Source organism: Dechloromonas sp. HYN0024 (genome assembly GCF_003441615.1).
In the GTDB taxonomy this organism is placed as follows: Bacteria; Pseudomonadota; Gammaproteobacteria; order Burkholderiales; family Rhodocyclaceae; genus Azonexus.
The window spans coordinates 2,448,742-2,467,221 of record NZ_CP031842.1 but is presented as its reverse complement, the minus strand read 5'-3'; the positions used below and the strand labels follow the sequence as shown (position 1 = coordinate 2,467,221).

Annotated in this window: 16 protein-coding genes; 12 read left to right on the top strand and 4 right to left on the bottom strand. The window is 54.9% G+C overall.

All coding sequences use genetic code 11. The annotated features are described in order from the left end of the window. The first annotated feature begins 49 nt into the window (after positions 1-49). The 10 genes from HYN24_RS11795 (at position 50) to HYN24_RS15950 (ending at position 11,672) form a co-directional block, all read left to right on the top strand. Entirely contained in the window at positions 50-2,674 is a 2,625-nt protein-coding gene (locus tag HYN24_RS11795; RefSeq protein WP_117609430.1) for a chemotaxis protein CheB, read from the top strand. A 2-nt stretch (positions 2,675-2,676) separates the two neighbouring features. Continuing rightward, the gene (locus tag HYN24_RS11790) at positions 2,677-3,429 is read left to right on the top strand and encodes a PAS domain S-box protein (RefSeq protein ID WP_117610353.1); all 753 of its coding nucleotides are present in this window, start codon (positions 2,677-2,679) and stop codon (positions 3,427-3,429) included. Positions 3,430-3,618: 189 nt separating this feature from the next. Then, positions 3,619-4,488, top strand: a complete 870-nt coding sequence (locus HYN24_RS11785) for an ATP-binding protein (protein WP_117609429.1) — start codon at positions 3,619-3,621, stop codon at positions 4,486-4,488. 25 nt (positions 4,489-4,513) lie between these two features. Then, the gene (locus tag HYN24_RS11780; RefSeq protein ID WP_117609428.1) at positions 4,514-5,095 is read left to right on the top strand and encodes a hypothetical protein; all 582 of its coding nucleotides are present in this window, start codon (positions 4,514-4,516) and stop codon (positions 5,093-5,095) included. Between the two features lie 405 nt (positions 5,096-5,500). Beyond that, positions 5,501-6,358 (top strand): hypothetical protein, encoded by an 858-nt coding sequence (locus HYN24_RS11775; protein WP_162888719.1) that lies wholly within the window; start codon positions 5,501-5,503, stop codon positions 6,356-6,358. Positions 6,359-6,470: 112 nt separating this feature from the next. Beyond that, positions 6,471-6,662, top strand: a complete 192-nt coding sequence (locus HYN24_RS11770) for an AlpA family transcriptional regulator (RefSeq protein WP_117609426.1) — start codon at positions 6,471-6,473, stop codon at positions 6,660-6,662. Next, positions 6,662-9,742 carry a DUF927 domain-containing protein gene (locus HYN24_RS11765; RefSeq protein ID WP_117609425.1) on the top strand — a complete coding sequence of 1,027 codons (3,081 nt, stop codon included), beginning with the start codon at positions 6,662-6,664 and terminating at the stop codon, positions 9,740-9,742. Before HYN24_RS11770 ends, HYN24_RS11765 begins: the two co-directional genes overlap by 1 nt. Further along, positions 9,732-10,226, top strand: coding sequence for a hypothetical protein (locus HYN24_RS15955; RefSeq protein WP_162888718.1), 495 nt, complete (start codon positions 9,732-9,734; stop codon positions 10,224-10,226). The genes HYN24_RS11765 and HYN24_RS15955 overlap by 11 nt, the downstream gene beginning before the upstream one ends. A 253-nt stretch (positions 10,227-10,479) precedes the next feature. Next, entirely contained in the window at positions 10,480-11,211 is a 732-nt protein-coding gene (locus tag HYN24_RS11755; RefSeq protein WP_117609423.1) for a hypothetical protein, read from the top strand. Positions 11,212-11,447: 236 nt separating this feature from the next. Continuing rightward, a complete protein-coding gene (locus tag HYN24_RS15950; RefSeq protein WP_162888717.1) occupies positions 11,448-11,672 on the top strand; it encodes a hypothetical protein in 225 nt (74 codons plus the stop codon). Between the two features lie 56 nt (positions 11,673-11,728). Here HYN24_RS15950 and HYN24_RS11745 read toward each other — a convergent pair. Beyond that, positions 11,729-12,849 (bottom strand): IS3 family transposase gene (locus HYN24_RS11745; RefSeq protein WP_371413211.1). Its coding sequence is split into 2 segments (ribosomal slippage): positions 11,729-12,589 and positions 12,592-12,849, totalling 1,119 coding nucleotides; the frame shifts between segments, so codons are not numbered across the junction. 41 nt (positions 12,850-12,890) lie between these two features. Here HYN24_RS11745 and HYN24_RS11740 point away from each other — a divergent pair. Next, the gene (locus HYN24_RS11740) at positions 12,891-13,361 is read left to right on the top strand and encodes a hypothetical protein (protein ID WP_162888716.1); all 471 of its coding nucleotides are present in this window, start codon (positions 12,891-12,893) and stop codon (positions 13,359-13,361) included. Between the two features lie 135 nt (positions 13,362-13,496). Here HYN24_RS11740 and HYN24_RS15945 read toward each other — a convergent pair whose 3' ends face one another. From HYN24_RS15945 to HYN24_RS11720, 3 genes are all read right to left on the bottom strand, one after another. Continuing rightward, positions 13,497-14,165 (bottom strand): hypothetical protein, encoded by a 669-nt coding sequence (locus tag HYN24_RS15945; protein WP_162888715.1) that lies wholly within the window; start codon positions 14,163-14,165, stop codon positions 13,497-13,499. Between the two features lie 210 nt (positions 14,166-14,375). Beyond that, complete coding sequence (locus tag HYN24_RS11730; protein ID WP_117609419.1) at positions 14,376-15,827, bottom strand: P-loop ATPase, Sll1717 family; 1,452 nt, start codon at positions 15,825-15,827, stop codon at positions 14,376-14,378. A 1,335-nt stretch (positions 15,828-17,162) separates the two neighbouring features. Then, positions 17,163-17,501 carry an NfeD family protein gene (locus HYN24_RS11720; RefSeq protein WP_162888714.1) on the bottom strand — a complete coding sequence of 113 codons (339 nt, stop codon included), beginning with the start codon at positions 17,499-17,501 and terminating at the stop codon, positions 17,163-17,165. Positions 17,502-17,873: 372 nt separating this feature from the next. On the opposite strand from HYN24_RS11720, the gene HYN24_RS11710 reads away from it, so the two are divergent. Continuing rightward, positions 17,874-18,206 carry a hypothetical protein gene (locus tag HYN24_RS11710; protein ID WP_117609415.1) on the top strand — a complete coding sequence of 111 codons (333 nt, stop codon included), beginning with the start codon at positions 17,874-17,876 and terminating at the stop codon, positions 18,204-18,206. Positions 18,207-18,480 lie beyond the last annotated feature (274 nt).

Here is an 18,480-nt window from a genome sequence, read left to right as displayed (position 1 = left end):
CACTGTCTCAAAGCCTGCCACAGGCGATGATTTCCGTGGGCCGCTGCGAATGCCGAACAAAACCATAAAAAAATCCACGGGAGACTCGAAAAAGCCCGTCGCCGCCCCATCGAGGCGCTCTCCCGGTACGTTCCCGATTGTCGCCATTGGCGCTTCGGCCGGCGGGCTGGAGGCGCTGGAACAGTTTCTCAAGCACGTTCCCCCGTCCAGTGGTATGGCCTTTGTGGTCGTCCAGCACCTTGATCCCGACCGCATCGACATGCTGTCCGAGCTGCTGCAGCGGGTGACGCTCATGCCGGTGAGGCCGGCGAGGAATCGCCTCAGGGTCAAGCCCGATTGCGTTTATGTGATTCCGCCCAATACCGAACTCTCCATTCTGCGGGGCTGCCTTTACCTGCTTGAGCCATCAGCCCCGCGTGGCCTGCGCCTGCCGATTGATTCCTTTTTTCATGCCCTGGCCGACGATCGTCGCGAACAGGCCATTGGCATCGTTCTTTCCGGCATGGGTTCGGACGGCACGCTGGGCTTGGCGGCGATCAAGGAGCAGGGCGGCCTGACGCTTGTCCAGCAACCGGCCACCGCCAAGTTCGACAGCATGCCGAAGCACGCCATTGCGGCCGGGGTGGCCGACATCGTTGCCGCGCCGGAGGATATGGCACCGCGCCTGATTGAAACCCTGCATCACCTGCGCCCGTCGGGACCTGTCACCACTCCGGCAAGTGAGGTCGAGACGGCGGATCAGAAATCGGCCTTCGATAAAGTCTGCATTCTGCTGCGGGCCCGCACCCGCCATGATTTCTCGCTTTACAAGAAAACCACGGTCTATCGCCGGGTCGAGCGCCGCATGGCGATCCACCAGCTTGACCGGATTGCCGATTACGTGCGCTACCTGCGCGAGAATCCGCAGGAAGTTGATCTGTTGTTCAAGGAACTGCTGATCGGTGTGACCAGTTTCTTCCGTGACCCGGCGACCTGGGACTATCTGCAGGCTGCGGTGTTGCCCGAATTGCTTGCCACCTACCCGGATGGCGCCGCGCTCAGGGCATGGGTGGCTGGCTGTTCGACCGGCGAGGAAGCCTACTCGCTGGCCATCGCCTTTCGCGAAACCCTGGCCAGACTCGAGTTGCCGGCCCGCTATTCCCTGCAGGTTTTTGCTACCGATCTCGATGCCGATGCCATCGAAAAGGCCCGCCGTGGGGTTTATCCGGCGACAATCGCCAACGATGTATCGGTGGAGCGCCTCAAGCGTTTCTTTGTCACGGAAGGCGCTGGTTATCGGGTGAGCAAGGAAATCCGCGAAATGGTGGTGTTCGCCCCGCATGACCTGATCATCGACCCGCCGTTCACCAAGCTCGACATCCTGAGCTGCCGCAACCTGCTGATCTATCTCGGTCCGGAGTTGCAGAAGCGGGTGTTTCCCCTTTTTCACTACAGCCTCAAGCCGGGTGGCGTGCTGGTGCTGGGCAGCGCCGAGTCGATCGGCAGCTTTTCCGACCTGTTCGTGCCGCTGGAAGCCAAAGCGCGCCTGTTCCGGCGCAGCGACAATCTGCTTCGCGCCAGATCCCTTGAGTTTCCAACCCGTGACTTTGTCTCGCTAAGCGCCCCCATCATGGATAACCGGCCCGAACTCGTTACCGCCAATCTGCAGAATTTAGCCAACGATCTGTTGCTCCAGAATTTTGCACCGGCTGCCATTCTGGTCACGGCCAGCGGCGATCTGGTCTATATCAGCGGCCGCACTGGCAAATATCTCGAACCGCCAGCCGGCAAGGTTAACTGGAACATTCACGCAATGGCCCGCGAAGGCCTCCGTCAGGAAATTTCGCTGGCCCTGCCCAAAGCGCTGCGCAGCGGCGAAACCATTATCTGCCGCAATCTTTCCATCGGCACCAATGGCAGTACGCAGGTTGTCGATCTGACGGTGCAGCCGATTACCGAGCCGGCGGTGTTGAGTGGCATGGCGATGCTGGTTTTTGCCGATGTGGCGACGCCGCCGGCGAAAGCGGCCACCGCTGTGGGAAAACGCGGCAGCAAAAAGGGCGTGCGCGAAGCCGAGCTGGAACAATCGCTGATCCAGGTGCATGAGGAGATGCAGACACTGCGCGAGGAAATGCAAAGTTCGCAGGAAGAACTCAAGTCAGCCAATGAAGAGTTGCAATCGACCAATGAGGAACTTCAGTCGGCGAACGAGGAGCTGACCACCTCCAAGGAGGAAATGCAGTCATTGAACGAGGAACTGCAGACGGTCAATGTCGAGTTGCAGTCGAAGGTGGATGAGCTATCAAGCACCAACAACGACATGAAGAACCTGCTCAACAGCACCGACATCGCCACCATCTTCCTCGACAATGCACTCCACGTCCGGCGCTTCACGACTCAGTCGACGCGCCTGTTCAAGCTGATTCCGGGGGATGTCGGGCGGTCCCTGTCGGACATTGTCACCGATCTCGACTATCCGGAATTGCCGGCTACGGCTGAGGAGGTGTTGCGGACCCTGGTGTACTCCGACCGTGAAGTTGTCACCCGCGACGGGCGCTGGTTTCAAGTCAAGATCATGCCCTACCGGACACTCGAAAACGTTATCGATGGCGTCGTCATCACTTTCAACGACATCAGCCGCGCCAAGCAACTGGAGCTGGAGCTTCGGCGCATTGGTCGACCAGGCAAGGATTAGTCATGGCCCTTATGGACGATGGATGCGAATTACGCCGTGCGGCCGAGGCTCAACTTGCTGTCCGGAATGCCAATCCGCTGCTTGGTGAGAGCAATCCGGAACTGCTGCGACTGGTGCACGAACTCCAGGTCCATCAGATCGAACTGGAGATGCCGAACAGCGCGCTGACCGAGGCTCACGCTACGCTTTATAGCGTGTTGAGCCGTTATACCGAACTCTACGATTTCGCCCCGGTCGGCTATTTCACCGTTGATCGACAGGGCCGGATCATCCGTGTCAACCTGGCTGGTGCCCAAATTCTGGGCAGCGACCGATCGTCGCTGGTCGGCCGTCTTTTTGCCGATTTCGTGGCGCCGGGTTCGCGGGCGGATTTTGGCAACGTACTGACGCGAGTTGGCACCAGCGCCGATCGTCAGTCCTGTGAACTCGCCTTGCACAATGTCGGTGAGCCAGCTGCGCCATCCCATATTCACATTGATGTCGTGGCGGCCGAAATTGCCCTGTTTTTCAATGGGGTCATGATCGATATCAGCGAGCGCCGACGGACCGAAGCCGAACTGGAAACCTACCGAAGCCACCTGGAAGATCTGGTCGATCAGCGCACCGCCCAGATTGCCGACCTCAATGGGCAACTCGAACAGCGGGTTGCCGAGGCGGAAGCGGCCAACCGTGCCAAGAGTACTTTCCTGGCCAACATGAGCCATGAAATCCGGACGCCGATGAATGCCATTACCGGCCTCGCCTATCTCCTGTAGAAGGGCAATCTCGATGCCGACCAGCACGAGAAGCTGGGCAAGATCGTCGGCGCTTCCAATCACCTGCTGACCATCATCAATGACATCCTCGATCTGTCAAAGATCGAAGCCGGCAAGCTGACGCTGGGGCATGCTGACTTCAGGCTGGATAGCCTGATTGACGATATCTGCGGGCTGATCAATGGTCAGATGACGGCCAAAGGATTGCGTTTCGCGGTCGACACCGGGCAGTTGCCAGCGCTTCTCAATGGCGATGTCACCCGTCTTCGTCAGGTGCTTCTCAACTATCTGGGCAATGCCGTCAAATTTACGCCGGCTGGAGAAGTTACCCTGCGCGGCAGCGTCATCGAGAGTGACGATGACAGTCTGCTCGTCCGCTTCGCCGTCGAAGATAGCGGCATTGGTGTCACCGAGGAGCAGAAGGCCCGCTTGTTCGCCAACTTTGAGCAGGCCGACAGCAGCACCACGCGGCGCTTTGGCGGCACCGGTCTGGGGCTGGTCATCAATCGCCACCTGGCCCAGTTGATGGGGGGCGAAGCTGGTGTCGAATCGAGGCCGCAGGGCGGCAGCATTTTCTGGGTGACCGTCAGGCTGGGCAAGGTCAGGGCGGCGACCAGCGACCATCCGGACGATACACCAGCCCCGGACGACGCCGCTGCCCTGATCCGGCAGCACTATCACGGTACCTGTGTGCTGTTGGCCGAGGATGATCTGATCAATCGCGAGGTTGCCGGCGAAATTCTGGCGCCTTGCGGACTCTGTATCGATTTTGCCGAAGATGGACGCCAGGCCGTGGACATGGCTCAGGCCAGGCGCTATGCCTTGATCCTCATGGACATGCAGATGCCAGACCTTGATGGGCTGGGGGCAACCCGGGCAATACGGCAACTGCCGGGGTATGCTCAGACACCGATCCTGGCCATGACCGCCAATGCCTTTCCGGAAGAACGTCAGTCCTGCCTCGAGGCCGGGATGAGTGATCACATCGTCAAGCCGGTTGATCCCGATCGGTTTTATGCTTTTCTGCTAAAGTGGCTCGATATGGCTAAAGGCCATTAGCTGACCACGGAAACAACTTACCAAGATGACCATGAGATCACCAGCCGAATTGCGCTACCTGGCTGAAGGGCTGGCCAGAAAAAGTTCCGGCTCGCATTCCTTGCCACGGACGGTCGAGGAGGCGCTAAAAATTCTTCATGAATTGCAGGTTCATCAAATTGAACTGCAACTGCAGAACGATGCGCTGGCCGAGGCTTATGCCGAAAGCGCCAGGAACCTCGAGCAGTTTACAAGCCTTTATGAGTATGCGCCGGTTGCCTACTTCACCCTGGATCGCAAGGGGCGCATTGCCAAAGCCAATGCCCTGGGCCGAAAGCTCCTGGTCAGCCCGCTGTGCATTCCCGACGGTTTGCACTTTGCTCCGTTCGTGACCACCGATTGCCTGGACATGTTCAGAAGCTTTCTCGACGATGTATTTGCCCGAAATACACTGGAAAGTTGCACCCTGACACTGATGAATCCGGTTGGTGGCGACCCGATTCACGTCCTGCTCGAAGGTGTTGCCGAAGAGGAGGGCGAAGCCTGCCAACTTATCGTGACGGACGTTACCCGGCTGAGGCTTGCCGAACAAAGGCTTGCCGAATTGACGCCGCCAGCGGGTACCTAGGAAGGTTTAAGGCGCCCCAAAGAAAAAAGGCTTTCCGTGTGGAAAGCCTTGTCTCACCTGATGGTGCCCGGGCCTGCATCGAACAAATTGTTATTTTCATTGTGGCACAATGAAACGCGGATTTCGAAAAATCGAGTTACACTCAAAGTTACACACATAAAATAGAGGCTGTCCTTGAGGAAATATTTTTCCAGCTTGGTCGTATTGACTCTCGTGTGTGCGAATCAGGTCAAGCTTGGCGACCCTTTGCCAAGAGGGATGTTACCAATAATTTAATCCCGTTGTCCGCAGCAAAAAATGCAGCAAACACCGCCGTGCCGATATAAGTGACGTCTTCCCGAAAGGGCACCTTTTCAAAAGCGATAGACTAATGTTTTTTCGACGACATGATGCAGGCCACCAATCGTGATTGAACTTAGAGGCATGAATCCCCTACCGCTTGCGGCGGCCTGGCTCACAGAGCAAACGGGTGATGCAAAATTTACCCCGGAACACCTTGTCGAGCAACGTCGATTGGGCAAGATAGAGTTACTTGCAGCGATACCGGGCTATAAGGATGCTGGTGATGGGGAACTGGCATGGGTGGCGCGCGAAGAAAGCGCCGGCCCGAGAACACAAGCTGCGGCCATTGAATTAGATGATGGACGCGTTTTAATTAACGACGCGCCACTTGTAGCTGTTCCAAACTTCATATCAGGCGACGGCCTGATTGTAATCACCCAGGACATGGCGGCTAGGCTACTGACTCATGGGCAAAGCAGCCTTAGTACAGCACGGATGACTGTATTTGAATGTGGGAAAGATGGATCAAGGGTTTCCGATGAGCCTCTGATAGGAAGTCATGATGGGCGCATGGTTAATTTCTCTCACATATTGATAACGAAATCAGTGCTGGAGGCATTTCTCGCGGCTCAAACAACGCAAGACCAGATACGTTCGCCAGCGAATCTGGTTACCGGTGCTCCTCTTAAGGAGACGTCTAATCGTAAGGAACAGCAGGTCCGGGCCAATACTCGCAGAACAAGGATTGATGGTTTGTGTCTTGCCATGAAAGCCGGGGTTATCTCGTACGAAAAAAAGTTTAGAACTGGACCGACTGCCCGCGCGCTCTTTGACTGGATAGCTGAAAACGATGAAACAGGAAACGTGGTTGAAATCAATGCTGATGGAGACACAATCACCTGGCTTCGCACTGATGGCGGTTTATGTGACACAGCCTTCAAAACATTCCAAGGCCGTTTCAGCAACCTAAAGAGGGAATAGTCTCGACAATATCCCGGGTATATCCCGGGTATATCCCGGCTATTCCAATAGCCGGGATAGCCAAAATCAACAATGGCTCCACTGCAACGATGCAGGACAACAGGAGCCCTCAATGAACAAAGCACTTCGCCCAAAGCACGCTGCCGAATTTCTCGGCATTGGGCGCGCAACCCTTTGGCGCTGGATCAAGGAACGCGCCGACTTTCCCAAACCCCGTCGCCTCAGCTCGCGCTGCACTGTCTTCGACATCGATGAGCTCGCTGCTTGGTTCAAAGCGCAGCCAATTGAAAAGGTGGTGGCGTAATGGCACTTGCGTGCAATAACGAAGCCGACCAGGCGATGCTCGAGTCCATGATGTACGAATCGCCGATGGTGCCGGTTGATGCGACTGCCGAAAACGACGGCGAGGAGCACTATCGCGTCATCGCCAACCCATACTACCGTCGCTTGATCGAGGCCTCGGTTTCCCGCGATGGGAATAGCTGCGAATCCAACCAGCCGACGATTACTGGCCAATGTGCCGAGATTGTCGGTGTGATCACCCAGCATCAGGTGGATCGACCAACTGATAATCACGCCCTCCTTAAAGCAGCAGCGCAGGTCCATAAAATTCACGGTGCTGACTTCTACACCCAGCCGAAAACTCAGTTCCGCGAAGCGATCCAAGCGGCTGGCCTGATTCCCCCGGATGATATTGAAGCCGATGGCAAGCTGCGCCGCTTTTCCAGCAACGGCAAAAAATCGGATCTTGCAGGCTGGTATGTGCTGCACGAAGACGGTATTCCCGCCGGGAGGTATGGCGATTGGCGCTCAACCACCACGTATAGTTGGCGGGCTGATATTGGTCGCCCCATGTCTGCTGAGGAAGAAGCCGCACATCGGGCCAGGGTGAAAGAGATGCGGCGCAAATATGAAGCCGAGAAAGCCCGACGCCATTCAGAGGCCAAGACCAAGGCGACGGCGATCTGGCAGAAGGCCGGACCCGCTCCCGACAACCACCCATACCTTGTTCGCAAGCGGATCAAGAGCAGCGGCGCGAAGCTGTATAAGGATTCACTGGTGATTCCTATGCGGACCGATGGCGATATTCATTCTCTGCAATTCATCCGGCCGGATGGTGACAAGCGCTTTCTGACCGGTGGGCGGGTAAAGGATTGCTACTTCAGCATTGGCAACCCCAGGAGCGCGGTAGCGCTGTGTATTGCCGAGGGCTTTGCAACTGCTGCAACCATCCATGAGATGACGGGCTACCCCGTAGCAGTGGCCTTCAATGCCGGGAACGTGGGCGCGGTAGCCAAGGCCATGCGCGACAAGTACCCTGGTCTGCCCTTGATCCTTTGCGCCGATGACGATGTCCAGACTGAGGGCAACCCCGGCCTCACGGCTGCAACCGACGCAGCCCAATCCGTGGGTGGCTTGCTGGCACTGCCTGACTTTGGCATTGATCGACCAGCGGGGGCGACAGACTTCAACGACATGGCGGCGCTGTGCCAGGCTGAATCAGTACGGCAGGCAATTGTTGGGCTTTTTGAAGCCAATGCCGAGAAGTTGAAAACAGCAGAGGTATCACAGGTATCAGGGGTGCAGGCCAGTAACGACGGGCTTTTCACTGATACCTTCAAAGAAGCCGGCGAGGTATCAGAGGTATCAAGCTCAGCAGGAAACTCGATTCCTGCCGAGAGCGAGCGTCCTGCCTACCGGATCTTTGATGATTTGTTTGAACACGGTGGAGCCAAGTATCAGGCTGGGGTTTGGCACTTCAGCACGGATAAGGATGGCAACCTGTTTCAATCTTGGATTTGCTCGCCGGTGCACGTGGAAGCGGTGACTTTTGACGGCAGCGACAACAACTTTGGGCGGCTGTTGCGCTTCAAAAATACCCTCGGACGCTGGCGCGAATGGGCCATGCCGATGGATTTGCTCCGGGGGGCGGGGGATGACATGCGTGGCGAGCTGTTGAGCATGGGCGTTGAAATCGATCCGTCGGCGAAAGCACGTAATCTGCTGGCGTCCTACCTTCAAGCGAAGGCGCCCAAACGCCGGATGCGCTGTGCCCTGCAAGTCGGCTGGTGTGATGATTCCTTTGTTCTGCCGGATGCGGTGATCGGACCGAAGGCCTCAGGTGTGATTTTCCAGAGCGGCGAACGCGGACACGACGAGCACACGATGGGCGGAAACCTGCAAGGTTGGCAGGCAGAGATTTCGGCGCGGGCTGTGGGCAATCCGCTTTTGATATTGGCGCTGTCAGCCGCCTTTGCCGGGCCGATGTTGGCGCGCTGCAATGCTGAAGGCGGCGGCGTGCATTTCGTGGGCGATTCATCCACCGGCAAAACGACCTTGCTAGAGGCTGGCTGCTCGGTCTGGGGTGGGCCGAATTACCGGCGCAGTTGGCGGGCAACGGCTAACGGCATGGAGGGCGCGGCGGCGCTGTTCAATGATTGTCTGTTGGCGCTCGATGAAATCAGCGAATGCGATCCGCGCGAGGTAGGCGCTATTGTCTATAGCCTGGGTAATGGGCGCGGCAAGCAGCGAGCCGGGCGTTCTGGCAATGCACGGGCGGTGTCGCGCTGGCGTTGTTTCATCCTGTCGAGTGGTGAGCGTAGCATTGCCACCACGATGCTCGAAGGCGGGCACCGGGCCAAGGCAGGCCAAGCGGTGCGACTGCTGGATATACCGGCAGCGCGGACATATGGTGCATGGGACAAGCTGCACGACCTGCCGAGCGGCACGGCCTTTTCGGATGCGATCAAGCGGGCATCGGTGAGCCATTACGGACACGCCGGGCGAGCCTTCCTTGAAAAGCTGACACGCGATAGCCGGGACTTCTGCGCCTTGCTCGAAAGGATCAAGGATTTGCCGGTTCTGTCTGCCGATGGTGGCGAAGGGCAGGATAGACGAGCAGCGGGGCGTTTTGCGTTGCTGGCGCTGGCTGGCGAAGTGGCGACCGAGTACGGCATTACCGGCTGGCCTGAAGGCGAAGCACTCAAGGCAGCGGCGGAAGGCTTCAGGGTTTGGCGGGCCATGCGCGGCAAGGGCAACGACGAACGGCGGCAAATTCTCGAGAAGGTATCAGGCTTCATTGAGCGGCACGGCAGCGGGCGATTCTCCGATGCAGATGCGACCAATGAGGCACCACTACGCGACCGGGCCGGATGGTGGAAGGAAAGAAACGATTGCCGGGAGTACCTATTCACGGCAGAGGGGATGCGCGAGGCACTGAAGGGCTTTGACTTCAATCGGGCGCTGGATGTTCTACAGGAAGCCGGTGCGCTGCCTGCGCCTGGCGCTGATGGCAAGCGGGCGAAGTTCTACCGGATAGCGGGGCAAGGGATAAAGCTGTACCCGGTACAGGCCGACAAATTAGGGGGCGATCATGGCGCTTGATGATCTGCTGTCCAAAATGGAAGGCCGGGCGACTGATACCCCTGATACCTCATGCAACCCCATAGAGGTATCAGCGAAACCCCCGCCAAATAAGGCTTGCACCCTTGATACCCCTGATACCTCACAAAATGTCAGTGCGGAAGCTTGGGAATTGTGCGGTACATGGATGATTGACTCTACCGACGGTAAAGACTTGCCGGTGACGTTCGTGCCTGCTGTGGATCATGCGGCGGCGCTGGCCGATCCGGATGGCGCTTTGTTCAGCGATCAAACTATTGACAAGGATCGATGCATTGCCATTGCTGCGCCGGTAGTCGGCATGGTGAAGGCTTGCCGGCATTGCCTACACTTCGCCCATCCAGGCAAATCAGACGGCTACTGTAGTGGACGAGATGACCAGCCACATGCCTATGGAGAAAATCATCCTTTGCGACAGCTTCCTCCTGACGCTGGGGCATCTTGCAGCCAATGGGTTGGGGTATGAGCTAAACAAGCCGCAGCGGGATGAAACCGAAAAAAGCGATTACACGGCCATTGCCAAGGGCTAATGCAAGCGCTTGGAGATTACGCAAACCCGAATGCAAATCCACGGTGTGTTTAACACCGTGGTTGCACCTAACGCCGTGGGCGCATTCGTGGTTGTCTGTCCGCTATCATGCGGCCTTAGGCCCCTTGGCTCGCTGCCGAATTTGGGGAAAAACTACTGAATACGACCAAGAATATTTTGAGCCTAGGTTATGACACGTCTTGCCGCCCCCGCCATCATCGAATCACCCTGCTGTCAGTCCAAATTGTTGCAGCAGCGATTCGCCTCTATCAATACCTTCGGCCTCGCCACACGATGGTCGGATGGCTATACCGACATTTTTTTGGCGCCGGAGGCTGGGTCGCTGGCTTGCTGCCCGGCGTGCACCGGGATTTTCTGGGTTGAGGATGCCCGCGAACTTGGGCGTGCGCCGACAAGGGAGCCTGAGTCGCTGCATTGGGGCTGGCCCCGTCGGCTGCTCGCGCACATGACTGGTCACTATGAGGGACTGTGTGCCGAAGAAAAAACATGGCAAGCATTTCACGATGAGGAGCTTTTTATTACAGCATTAGAGCGACCACGTCCTGCCGAAATTCTGAATGCGGTACAGCGAGGCAAGGCCACAACGCCGGCGCGCGAAATCTACCTGCGTACGCGCCTATGGTGGATTGGCAACCACAGGCAACGGGGGCGCCGAATAGAGAACCCGATGACACTGGAGCAGACTGAGGACAATATGAGATCGCTGCTGGCGCTTCATAAAGCATCTAATGATGTTGATAGCATCGCCGTCACTGTGGGCGAACTGCTGCGCCAACTAGGGCGATTTGATGAAGCCGTGGCGGTGCTGGAAAACGTTGCGCTGGAACCCAATCTGGTGGCTGTTATGTTGAGGTTGGCAAAACAGAGAAAATCAGAAATCTGCGCGATCGAACAGTTTTAGAGAGGTGTTTCTTTCGGGTAACCATGCCATTTCTCGGCAGGAGAGCACAGTGAGTGTACTGAAGCAATGCTCAAAGTGTGGCGCCATATTGCCTGTTGATGACTTCTATCGAGACTCCCGAAAGCGAGATGGATTTTTTTCCGCCTGTAAGCGCTGCCACAATAGGCTGTGTGCGACATGGGCGGAGAATAATCGCGAGCGAAAAAGGGAGACTAATAGGCTCTGGCAGGAGGAAAATGCTCTACGTCGATATGAGGCATTCAAGCGCCGCTATGCGCGCACTGATTCAGTGGTGCCAATTCAAAAATGCTGTTGCGAGTGTGGCCAGAAAAAAAGTGCAGTTGAGTTTCACCGAAAGAAGGATGCACCCGACGGTCTTTATCCTCGCTGCAAAAAATGTCGTGCAGATGGTGATCGAGAGTGGCGAAAGGAAAATACATCATATCTCTCGGAATATGTGAGGTGCCCCCGGATTTAGTGCCAAGGGCGTTTTAGTAAAAGTCCTTGGTTTGCACTTCTAAAGACATCCTTTCCCGACAGGATCGTCGGGATCACTGGATCGGTGCTTGGCTGCAAACTCTGCGGGCGTCAGGTAATCCAGTGAGCTATGCGGCCGATGCTGGTTGTAGTCGCGGCGCCAAGCGGCAATCAGGATACGAGCCTGAGGCAAGCTCGTAAACCAATGGTCGTTCAGGCATTCATCCCGAAACCTGCCGTTGAAGCTCTCGATGAACGCATTCTGCGTCGGTTTGCCAGCCTGGATCAGCTTGAGCTGCACGCCGTGCTGGTAGGCCCATTGGTCCAACGCCTTGCCGGTGAATTCCGGTCCCTGATCGGTCCGGATCGCCTTGGGATAGCCCCTGAAACGCGCAGCCTGATCGAGCACCCGGGTCACGTAATGTCCCGATATTCCGAAATCGACAGCGAGATCGATGGCCTCCTTGCTGAAGTCATCGACGATGGTCAGCACCTTGATCCGGCGGCCATTGGCTAATGCGTCACTGACAAAATCCATCGACCAGACCTGGTTCGGTGAGGACGGCAATTCCAGCGCCTGCCGCTCGACGGCCACACCATGTCGCTTCTTGCGGCGCCGAACCGATAGGCCGGCATCGCTGTAGAGGCGATAGATACGCTTGTGATTGACCTGAACGCCCTCACGGCGAACCAAGGCATGCAGACGGCGATAGCCGAACCGGCGACGCTCGCTGGCTAGCTCAACCAGTCTTGCCTGCAATTGCTCATTCTCTGGCTGTGCCGTCGATTCGTAATGCAGGACCGTGCGCGACAAACCCACCAGCAGGCAGGCACGGCGCTCGGAAATCGTTGTCGATTCACGCATCACCATGACTGCCTCACGCTTTTGCTGGGGGCTCAGCGTTTTCGGCCTAAAGCAGCCTTGAGTGCCTCCGCATCGAGGATCGATTCGGCCAGCAGACGTTTAAGCCGACCGTTCTCGGCCTCTAATTCCTTCAGACGCTTGGCATCTGGAACCGACATGCCGCCGAACTTCGCTCGCCAGTTGTAGAACGATCCGTCACTGAAGCCATGTTGCCGACACAGTTCCTTGATCGGTATGCCGGCTTCTGCCTGCTGCAAAAAGCCGATGATCTGCTCTTCTGAAAACCGCTTCTTCAAGTCCATTCTCCTTCTCGAAAACGGACTTTACTAAATTCCCCGTGGCACTGTTTATGGGGGGCACCTCATATGAACGGAAGCGCTATCTCGCTGATCCAAATCGCCGTAATTCTGCAAAAAAATGGTATGAGGCAAATAAGGTCAGGGCACTAGCGACAAGGCTGACGTATGCTCAACAACACCCAGAGATCGTTCGCGCAGCCAAAAGGCGCTACGTTGCTAGGCATGGGCATTACACAAGGCGTCTCAACCAAGCAATCCCTAAATGGACAAATTTTGTTGCCATATGGTGGTTCTACGAGGAGAGGGATCGCCTCATTGTAGAAACCGGTATCAAGCACCACGTTCATCACATTGTGCCAATTAGCAATGACTGGGTGTGCGGTCTACATAATGAGTTCAACTTGCAGGTGACAACTGCCAAGGAAAATCTAAGCATGAGTAACAGATTCTGGCCAGATATGCCTGAGTTCCTTGATCAAAGCGTTCGCTATAAAAAACTGCGGAATTGAACTGTATTGACCGCTGAATCGCACCCCTCCTGACCAGACGAAATTATCAAATTGACCGGCCCTAGTCCGACTGCAGCAGAGTGCCCAAAGGGGTAATCGCTGGCTACCTGCAGAGCGCACCGATTCACCGAATGGTTAGACAGCATTTGGTACTTTGGCAGGCGGAGACGAACTAGGGAGAACTTCGGCAATCTTCGATACGGCGTCAGTCATCTCTTGCAGCCACTGACGCAACTCACGAAACAAAATCTCGTGCGGCCCTATGATCAAGCGATCAATGGTTTTTACTGTTTGATTTTCCTCTGTTGGATGAGGAACCTCAGGGCCATCTGGTCTCAACGCGAAATTCTGTCCTTGGGTAATTAGCCCGTCAAGTACGGAGTCTTCTAGGTGGTGTATCTCGTTTCGCATTCCACGGATTCGATCGGCAATTGCATCCTGGGAAAAAGAGAATTTTTGTTGCCGAAGCGCAAGTGCGATTGGGTCATGCAAGCGATCCCCGCGCAGGCGGCGAAAGCAATTCGTTGCTCTGTTTGCATTGAAAATGCAGGATTCAAAATGCGAGATTGCGCGATGCATTGCGCTAAGGTTGAATGAAGTATGCGTTGCCCAAAAATCGCGAAGGCGTTTGCTACCTTCCTCGTATTCCACTAGCGCAGCGCTTACAAGTCTGACGTATGTGCTTGTCAAAGCATTGATCTCGTATCGGGTTGATGCGGAGCATATAAAGATGCTACGCAGCCAATACTGAGCAAATACATCAGGTTTTAGCGGAGCGTCTGGCAAATCAAATTTAATATGCATGCTTTGATGCTATCTAACTTAGAGTTAATCGGCGCAGGAAACGGGACCGACAGTTGTTGACTGTCGGCATTGCCAATTCCCGCCTAACCGCGCCAGCGCGGTTTCCTACGTATTAGTCATGGAAAAGGTTGCGGTTTGCCATTCCTTGCCTAAAGGTCGGTGGCCGCCCACAAGTCCAAAGCAATTCGACAACAGCATTTATTCAAAATTTTAAGATACTTGGGGCAACGCCTCGCTAGTGGCCAAAACCGCGCCTAAATCGTTACGAAGCCTAAGCACACTGTGGTACGCGGCCTGAATGCGCCAAATGAGCTCATCATCTAGGTTGGCTTCATTTACGAGGAGATCCGGCTTCTGATCAAAGGCAAAGTACTCCTGAGCCGTTGCCGTTGCGGACAGTTGGTGACCGACTATGAATCCAATTTTGAAAAGGAAGCGAGCGATCTCAAGATCTGAAGGCTTATCGCGCCCTTCTATGCTGATTTGCATGTTAGGGATAACCTTGGTTCGGATGTGTGTTAGCAATTCATTCGTGGTCAGGGCAGCGCGTCCTTTGGAGAAGGAATTTGCAATCAATTCGATCTGACTACACTGAAGCTTGTGTTCTCGGGCAATATCGTTTAAGCGATATTTGCCGTAATCGAATAGGATTTCTCTGATGTGTCCATCTGTTATCTTGTTACTTTTCGTCCGAACTGCTACTGCGCCTGCCATTCGTCCCAATTGGGCTGCCCACCGAGGACGCCCAACAGACCAAACATGAATCTGGTCAGGGAATGTGTTCTTGAACACGAGCATGCATAGTTTGGTATCGGTAAGTTTAGCAACGTCGGAATCTGAGAATCCCTTTTCTAGGCGTAAATAGCTGGAGACTCGCTCTGCTAGAATTTTCTTTGTTTCAGCGCGACTCCATCGAATGTCCCGGACATATTGATCAGCCTTGTCGAGTGCCTCGTCGGTGCGTTCGATTGTTGTCCAGACATCTGATCGAATGCTCGCGCGGATGACTACGCCCTTGAAATTGGCCGCAAGTTCGCGACAGGCAGAAAAAAAAGTGGAAAGTCGGCGGATTTCGTCTCTTCCACCTTCAAATGTCGCATCAATATCATCAAGGATTAGCCAAACTGTCTTTTCTTCGCTTCCTATTACGCGACCTAGCAGCGCCTTATTGTCTGCTATCTGTGTGGATTGTAGTCCAAGCTTTCCCTTTGCTCGTTCGAATAGGCCGCCAAATAGATTCCGATTCTTCAGGCCAGCTAGTTCGGCTGCTTCTACGAGGGCCATTTTGTCGTCGGAAAAGGCAACACCGATTTGGCTGCCTAGGGCTCGATTGATAACAGCGCAAATACGCTGTTGCCAGTCGTGAATATGTTCTATAGGAGACAGAGTCTCGACTTTTTTTTGCGCAACTAGGTCGCCCCCCTTGATTGATATAACTAGATTTGATTCATCCAACTCGGCACGGAATGCACATTCCCTTAGAAGTGCTGATTTCCCGAGGCCTTTCCGCGCACGAGCCACTAAAAAGCGCTCGCTAGGATCAAAGAAACTCTCAAACACAGGTTGCATTACGAAGTACGAGTTCAGGCGCTCTGCGCTTTCATCATCGGCAGCTTCATTTCCCCAAAGTTTGCGCGAATCGAGTTGAATTTCCGGTTTCATTGTCGCTCCAGTTGGCACCATGCCCAAGCTTGCCTATAAGTGTTATCTGTTTGGTGGAACAGAATGGGGCTGGCTCGACTTTACAACAGTGGACGAGCCAAAAACGCTAATAGCATACCTGTTAAGGAACTAACTGTCCGCTTTAGGGCAAAGTGATCTATGTGGACATTCCACCTGAAACCGGGCACCGATTCCATAGAAAACCCTGCCAGTGATTCCATTCCAAAGTCGGCCACCGATTCCACTCTGAACCCTTCCATCCCCCCGCAAACCGCAAACAGTCAGTGAAATTCCGGTTCCTGGAAGCAGCCAGTCGTCACTGAGTGCTTTGTGCCCATTGCTGCCGTTGCCGAGTTTTCAAAGCGGACGCTCAGGAACGTTGTAGGTGAGGGGCGCGGAGCCTGCTTATCGGCTGAGCGTCCCAGCGGCGAAGCCGCGCCTCGACCGGGATGCTAGGCTTAGTCGCAGTTGAAAAATATAACTTTGCCGTTTTCAAAGTGTGGGCGCCCACAGTCTTCAACGCTATCGTCAAGTTGGCAGATGCCTTTCCCTTTTGGCAACGGCTTTCCATCAAGGGTCTCCTCGCTTAGAGGCATGGTGCAGTGACCAATGCAATCTTTGGAGTTGCGGCAAAGTTTGCCCGCATCGGGGTATGGCAAAACGCAGAATGCATAGCCGCTACCTGCGAACCACTCGCCACCTCGCTTTGTGCAAACAGCATCGGTCCGAATCGTGTTGCCTCGCGTTTTTTCTTTACCGACCGGAACGCGATTGATAGCTCCTGGCGCGAAGGTGATTTCAGAATGTGCAGAAATCGGTAGAAAGATCAGAGCGGAAACGAGCGCTAGGAATTTCACAATAGAGCCTAACTTTGTAGGTAAGAGGTGGCCCGCTTGCGGGACGTCCCAGCGCCCCAAGGCCGCGCCTTGACAGGAATGTTAGGCATAGGCATGTCAGTCACCATGGGGCGCACCAGAGTGGTTTGAACCGACATGCTCAGACTTGTCCAACTCTAAAAGAACCATTTTTTCCGAATGCTCCGGGTACGCTCGCGTATCGAATTTGTTCCAGTTGTATTGGCTACGGAGAAAGGCCCAAATGCCTACGGCACCGATGATTGGGGCAAGCCAAACAATAGAGCATTGCGCCGCCTTTTGGAATGCTGAAAGCATTGGGCATTTGATGACCTGAACCGACACAACGACGTTCGCCAATGCGATGGCGCAGATCGCTAGGACCGACAGTGTAAATGGTGAGGCCAATCTGAATGCCTAACGTGCTAGCTCAGCCGACGGCAAAAAGCGTAGCTTTTTTACTGTCGGCTGGAGCGGAATGTTAGACAGGTTTTTCATCGCTGTTACGCTCCTTGGAAAGCCGCAACAACTCAGCACAAGTGAAAACTGCGCCACATTTCCGGCATTGAAACTTTGCAAAATAGCGGGTGATGGCTAGCCAAATTGCGGTGGATACCGCCAAGCCTACGATTTCACCAAAGAACCAAAATGTAAGCCCTCCAATTAGGGCACCCAAGGCCACCCAAACAAACTGGTCAGCCAGAACCAAGTAAGCATCAGCGAAATACTCTTTAATGCCAGTGCCTGGCCCATATTCAACAGTGCCATCACATCTTGGGCAATCGAATGTGCTTCGGTAAATAAGGTGCCAGAGCTTCATTACGGTCTAACGTTGTAGGTAAAGGGCGCTGCGCTGCGCTTTATCGCGCAGCGTCCAGCGGAGGCCGAAGGCCGGAGCGGCTTTGACGGTAATGTTAGACACTGGCCTGCCCTTGTGCGACAGCCTCAAACTCGCTGATTGCGGCGCCAACATTTGGGTGTGCTGCCACCCAGTGGGTACCGAGAAACTGGGCGACAGTTTTTGAGCCAAGAATGTCAGACAGAGAGCCGTCTTTCGCAGCTTGAAGCAACCCATGGCAGGAATGCATAACCTCTTCGCTTTCAGCGGCAGAGGGTTCTCCTGCCTCAGCATGCCACTCACGCTGAACAGCGGAAATCAGTTTGCCTGCGGAGGCTTCTAGTGGGGTGCGAGATGGTTTCACTGACGTTGTCTAACAGTGTTTATACGGACGCATGGGTCCGTATAACAATTGATATTGCTGAAGCCGGATATGTCGCACCAAGCACATTGCTTTCAGTCACTTGGTATATTGGCTGTCAGTATAACAACATCAATATGCCGGACAACTGCCCCAGGGCAATGTCTGCTTTGGGGCGCGGTAACCAAGTGTCCGTTTGTGGCCGAATTGAGCCGGATGAGGTGGGCAAGTTGATGGAATTCGTGACGACGGCTGCTGTCATAAAACTGGGCTGCCCCGTCAGTGCCCAAAGCAGTCGGTCTTCCTTTTGGGAAGCGGACCTTTAACGTACAGATAGTCCTCGCTGTGCAATGTGGCTTTCGGTGGAACAACAGAATTTTCAGCGTTGTTTGGCCTGTAATGGTAGGGATAACTAGGCCTGAGTTTAGTCATTGATTTGATTTTGTGGTCGGTAAAGCCCATTTAGGCGTGGCTCAACGACCATAGAGAATGTATTAATCAGGTCCTGCTTTGTATAGCCATAGAAGCCAACAGTGAAAGTAACGCGATCGTTTCTATCTAGTTGATTGAAATAGACCTCATTTACCGACACCGCGATGT

What these genes read in the sequence shown, in the direction of transcription:
- HYN24_RS11795 (WP_117609430.1), top strand. Translation starts at nt 50, where the DNA reads ATGCCGAACAAAACCATAAAAAAATCCACGGGAGACTCGAAAAAGCCC.
- HYN24_RS11790 (WP_117610353.1), top strand. Translation starts at nt 2,677, where the DNA reads ATGGCCCTTATGGACGATGGATGCGAATTACGCCGTGCGGCCGAGGCT.
- HYN24_RS11785 (WP_117609429.1), top strand. Translation starts at nt 3,619, where the DNA reads ATGACGGCCAAAGGATTGCGTTTCGCGGTCGACACCGGGCAGTTGCCA.
- HYN24_RS11780 (WP_117609428.1), top strand. Translation starts at nt 4,514, where the DNA reads ATGACCATGAGATCACCAGCCGAATTGCGCTACCTGGCTGAAGGGCTG.
- HYN24_RS11770 (WP_117609426.1), top strand. Translation starts at nt 6,471, where the DNA reads ATGAACAAAGCACTTCGCCCAAAGCACGCTGCCGAATTTCTCGGCATT.
- HYN24_RS11765 (WP_117609425.1), top strand. Translation starts at nt 6,662, where the DNA reads ATGGCACTTGCGTGCAATAACGAAGCCGACCAGGCGATGCTCGAGTCC.
- HYN24_RS15955 (WP_162888718.1), top strand. Translation starts at nt 9,732, where the DNA reads ATGGCGCTTGATGATCTGCTGTCCAAAATGGAAGGCCGGGCGACTGAT.
- HYN24_RS11755 (WP_117609423.1), top strand. Translation starts at nt 10,480, where the DNA reads ATGACACGTCTTGCCGCCCCCGCCATCATCGAATCACCCTGCTGTCAG.
- HYN24_RS15950 (WP_162888717.1), top strand. Translation starts at nt 11,448, where the DNA reads ATGCTCTACGTCGATATGAGGCATTCAAGCGCCGCTATGCGCGCACTG.
- HYN24_RS15945 (WP_162888715.1), bottom strand. Translation starts at nt 14,165, where the DNA reads ATGCATATTAAATTTGATTTGCCAGACGCTCCGCTAAAACCTGATGTA.
- HYN24_RS11730 (WP_117609419.1), bottom strand. Translation starts at nt 15,827, where the DNA reads ATGAAACCGGAAATTCAACTCGATTCGCGCAAACTTTGGGGAAATGAA.
- HYN24_RS11720 (WP_162888714.1), bottom strand. Translation starts at nt 17,501, where the DNA reads ATGAAGCTCTGGCACCTTATTTACCGAAGCACATTCGATTGCCCAAGA.
- HYN24_RS11710 (WP_117609415.1), top strand. Translation starts at nt 17,874, where the DNA reads ATGGTTTCACTGACGTTGTCTAACAGTGTTTATACGGACGCATGGGTC.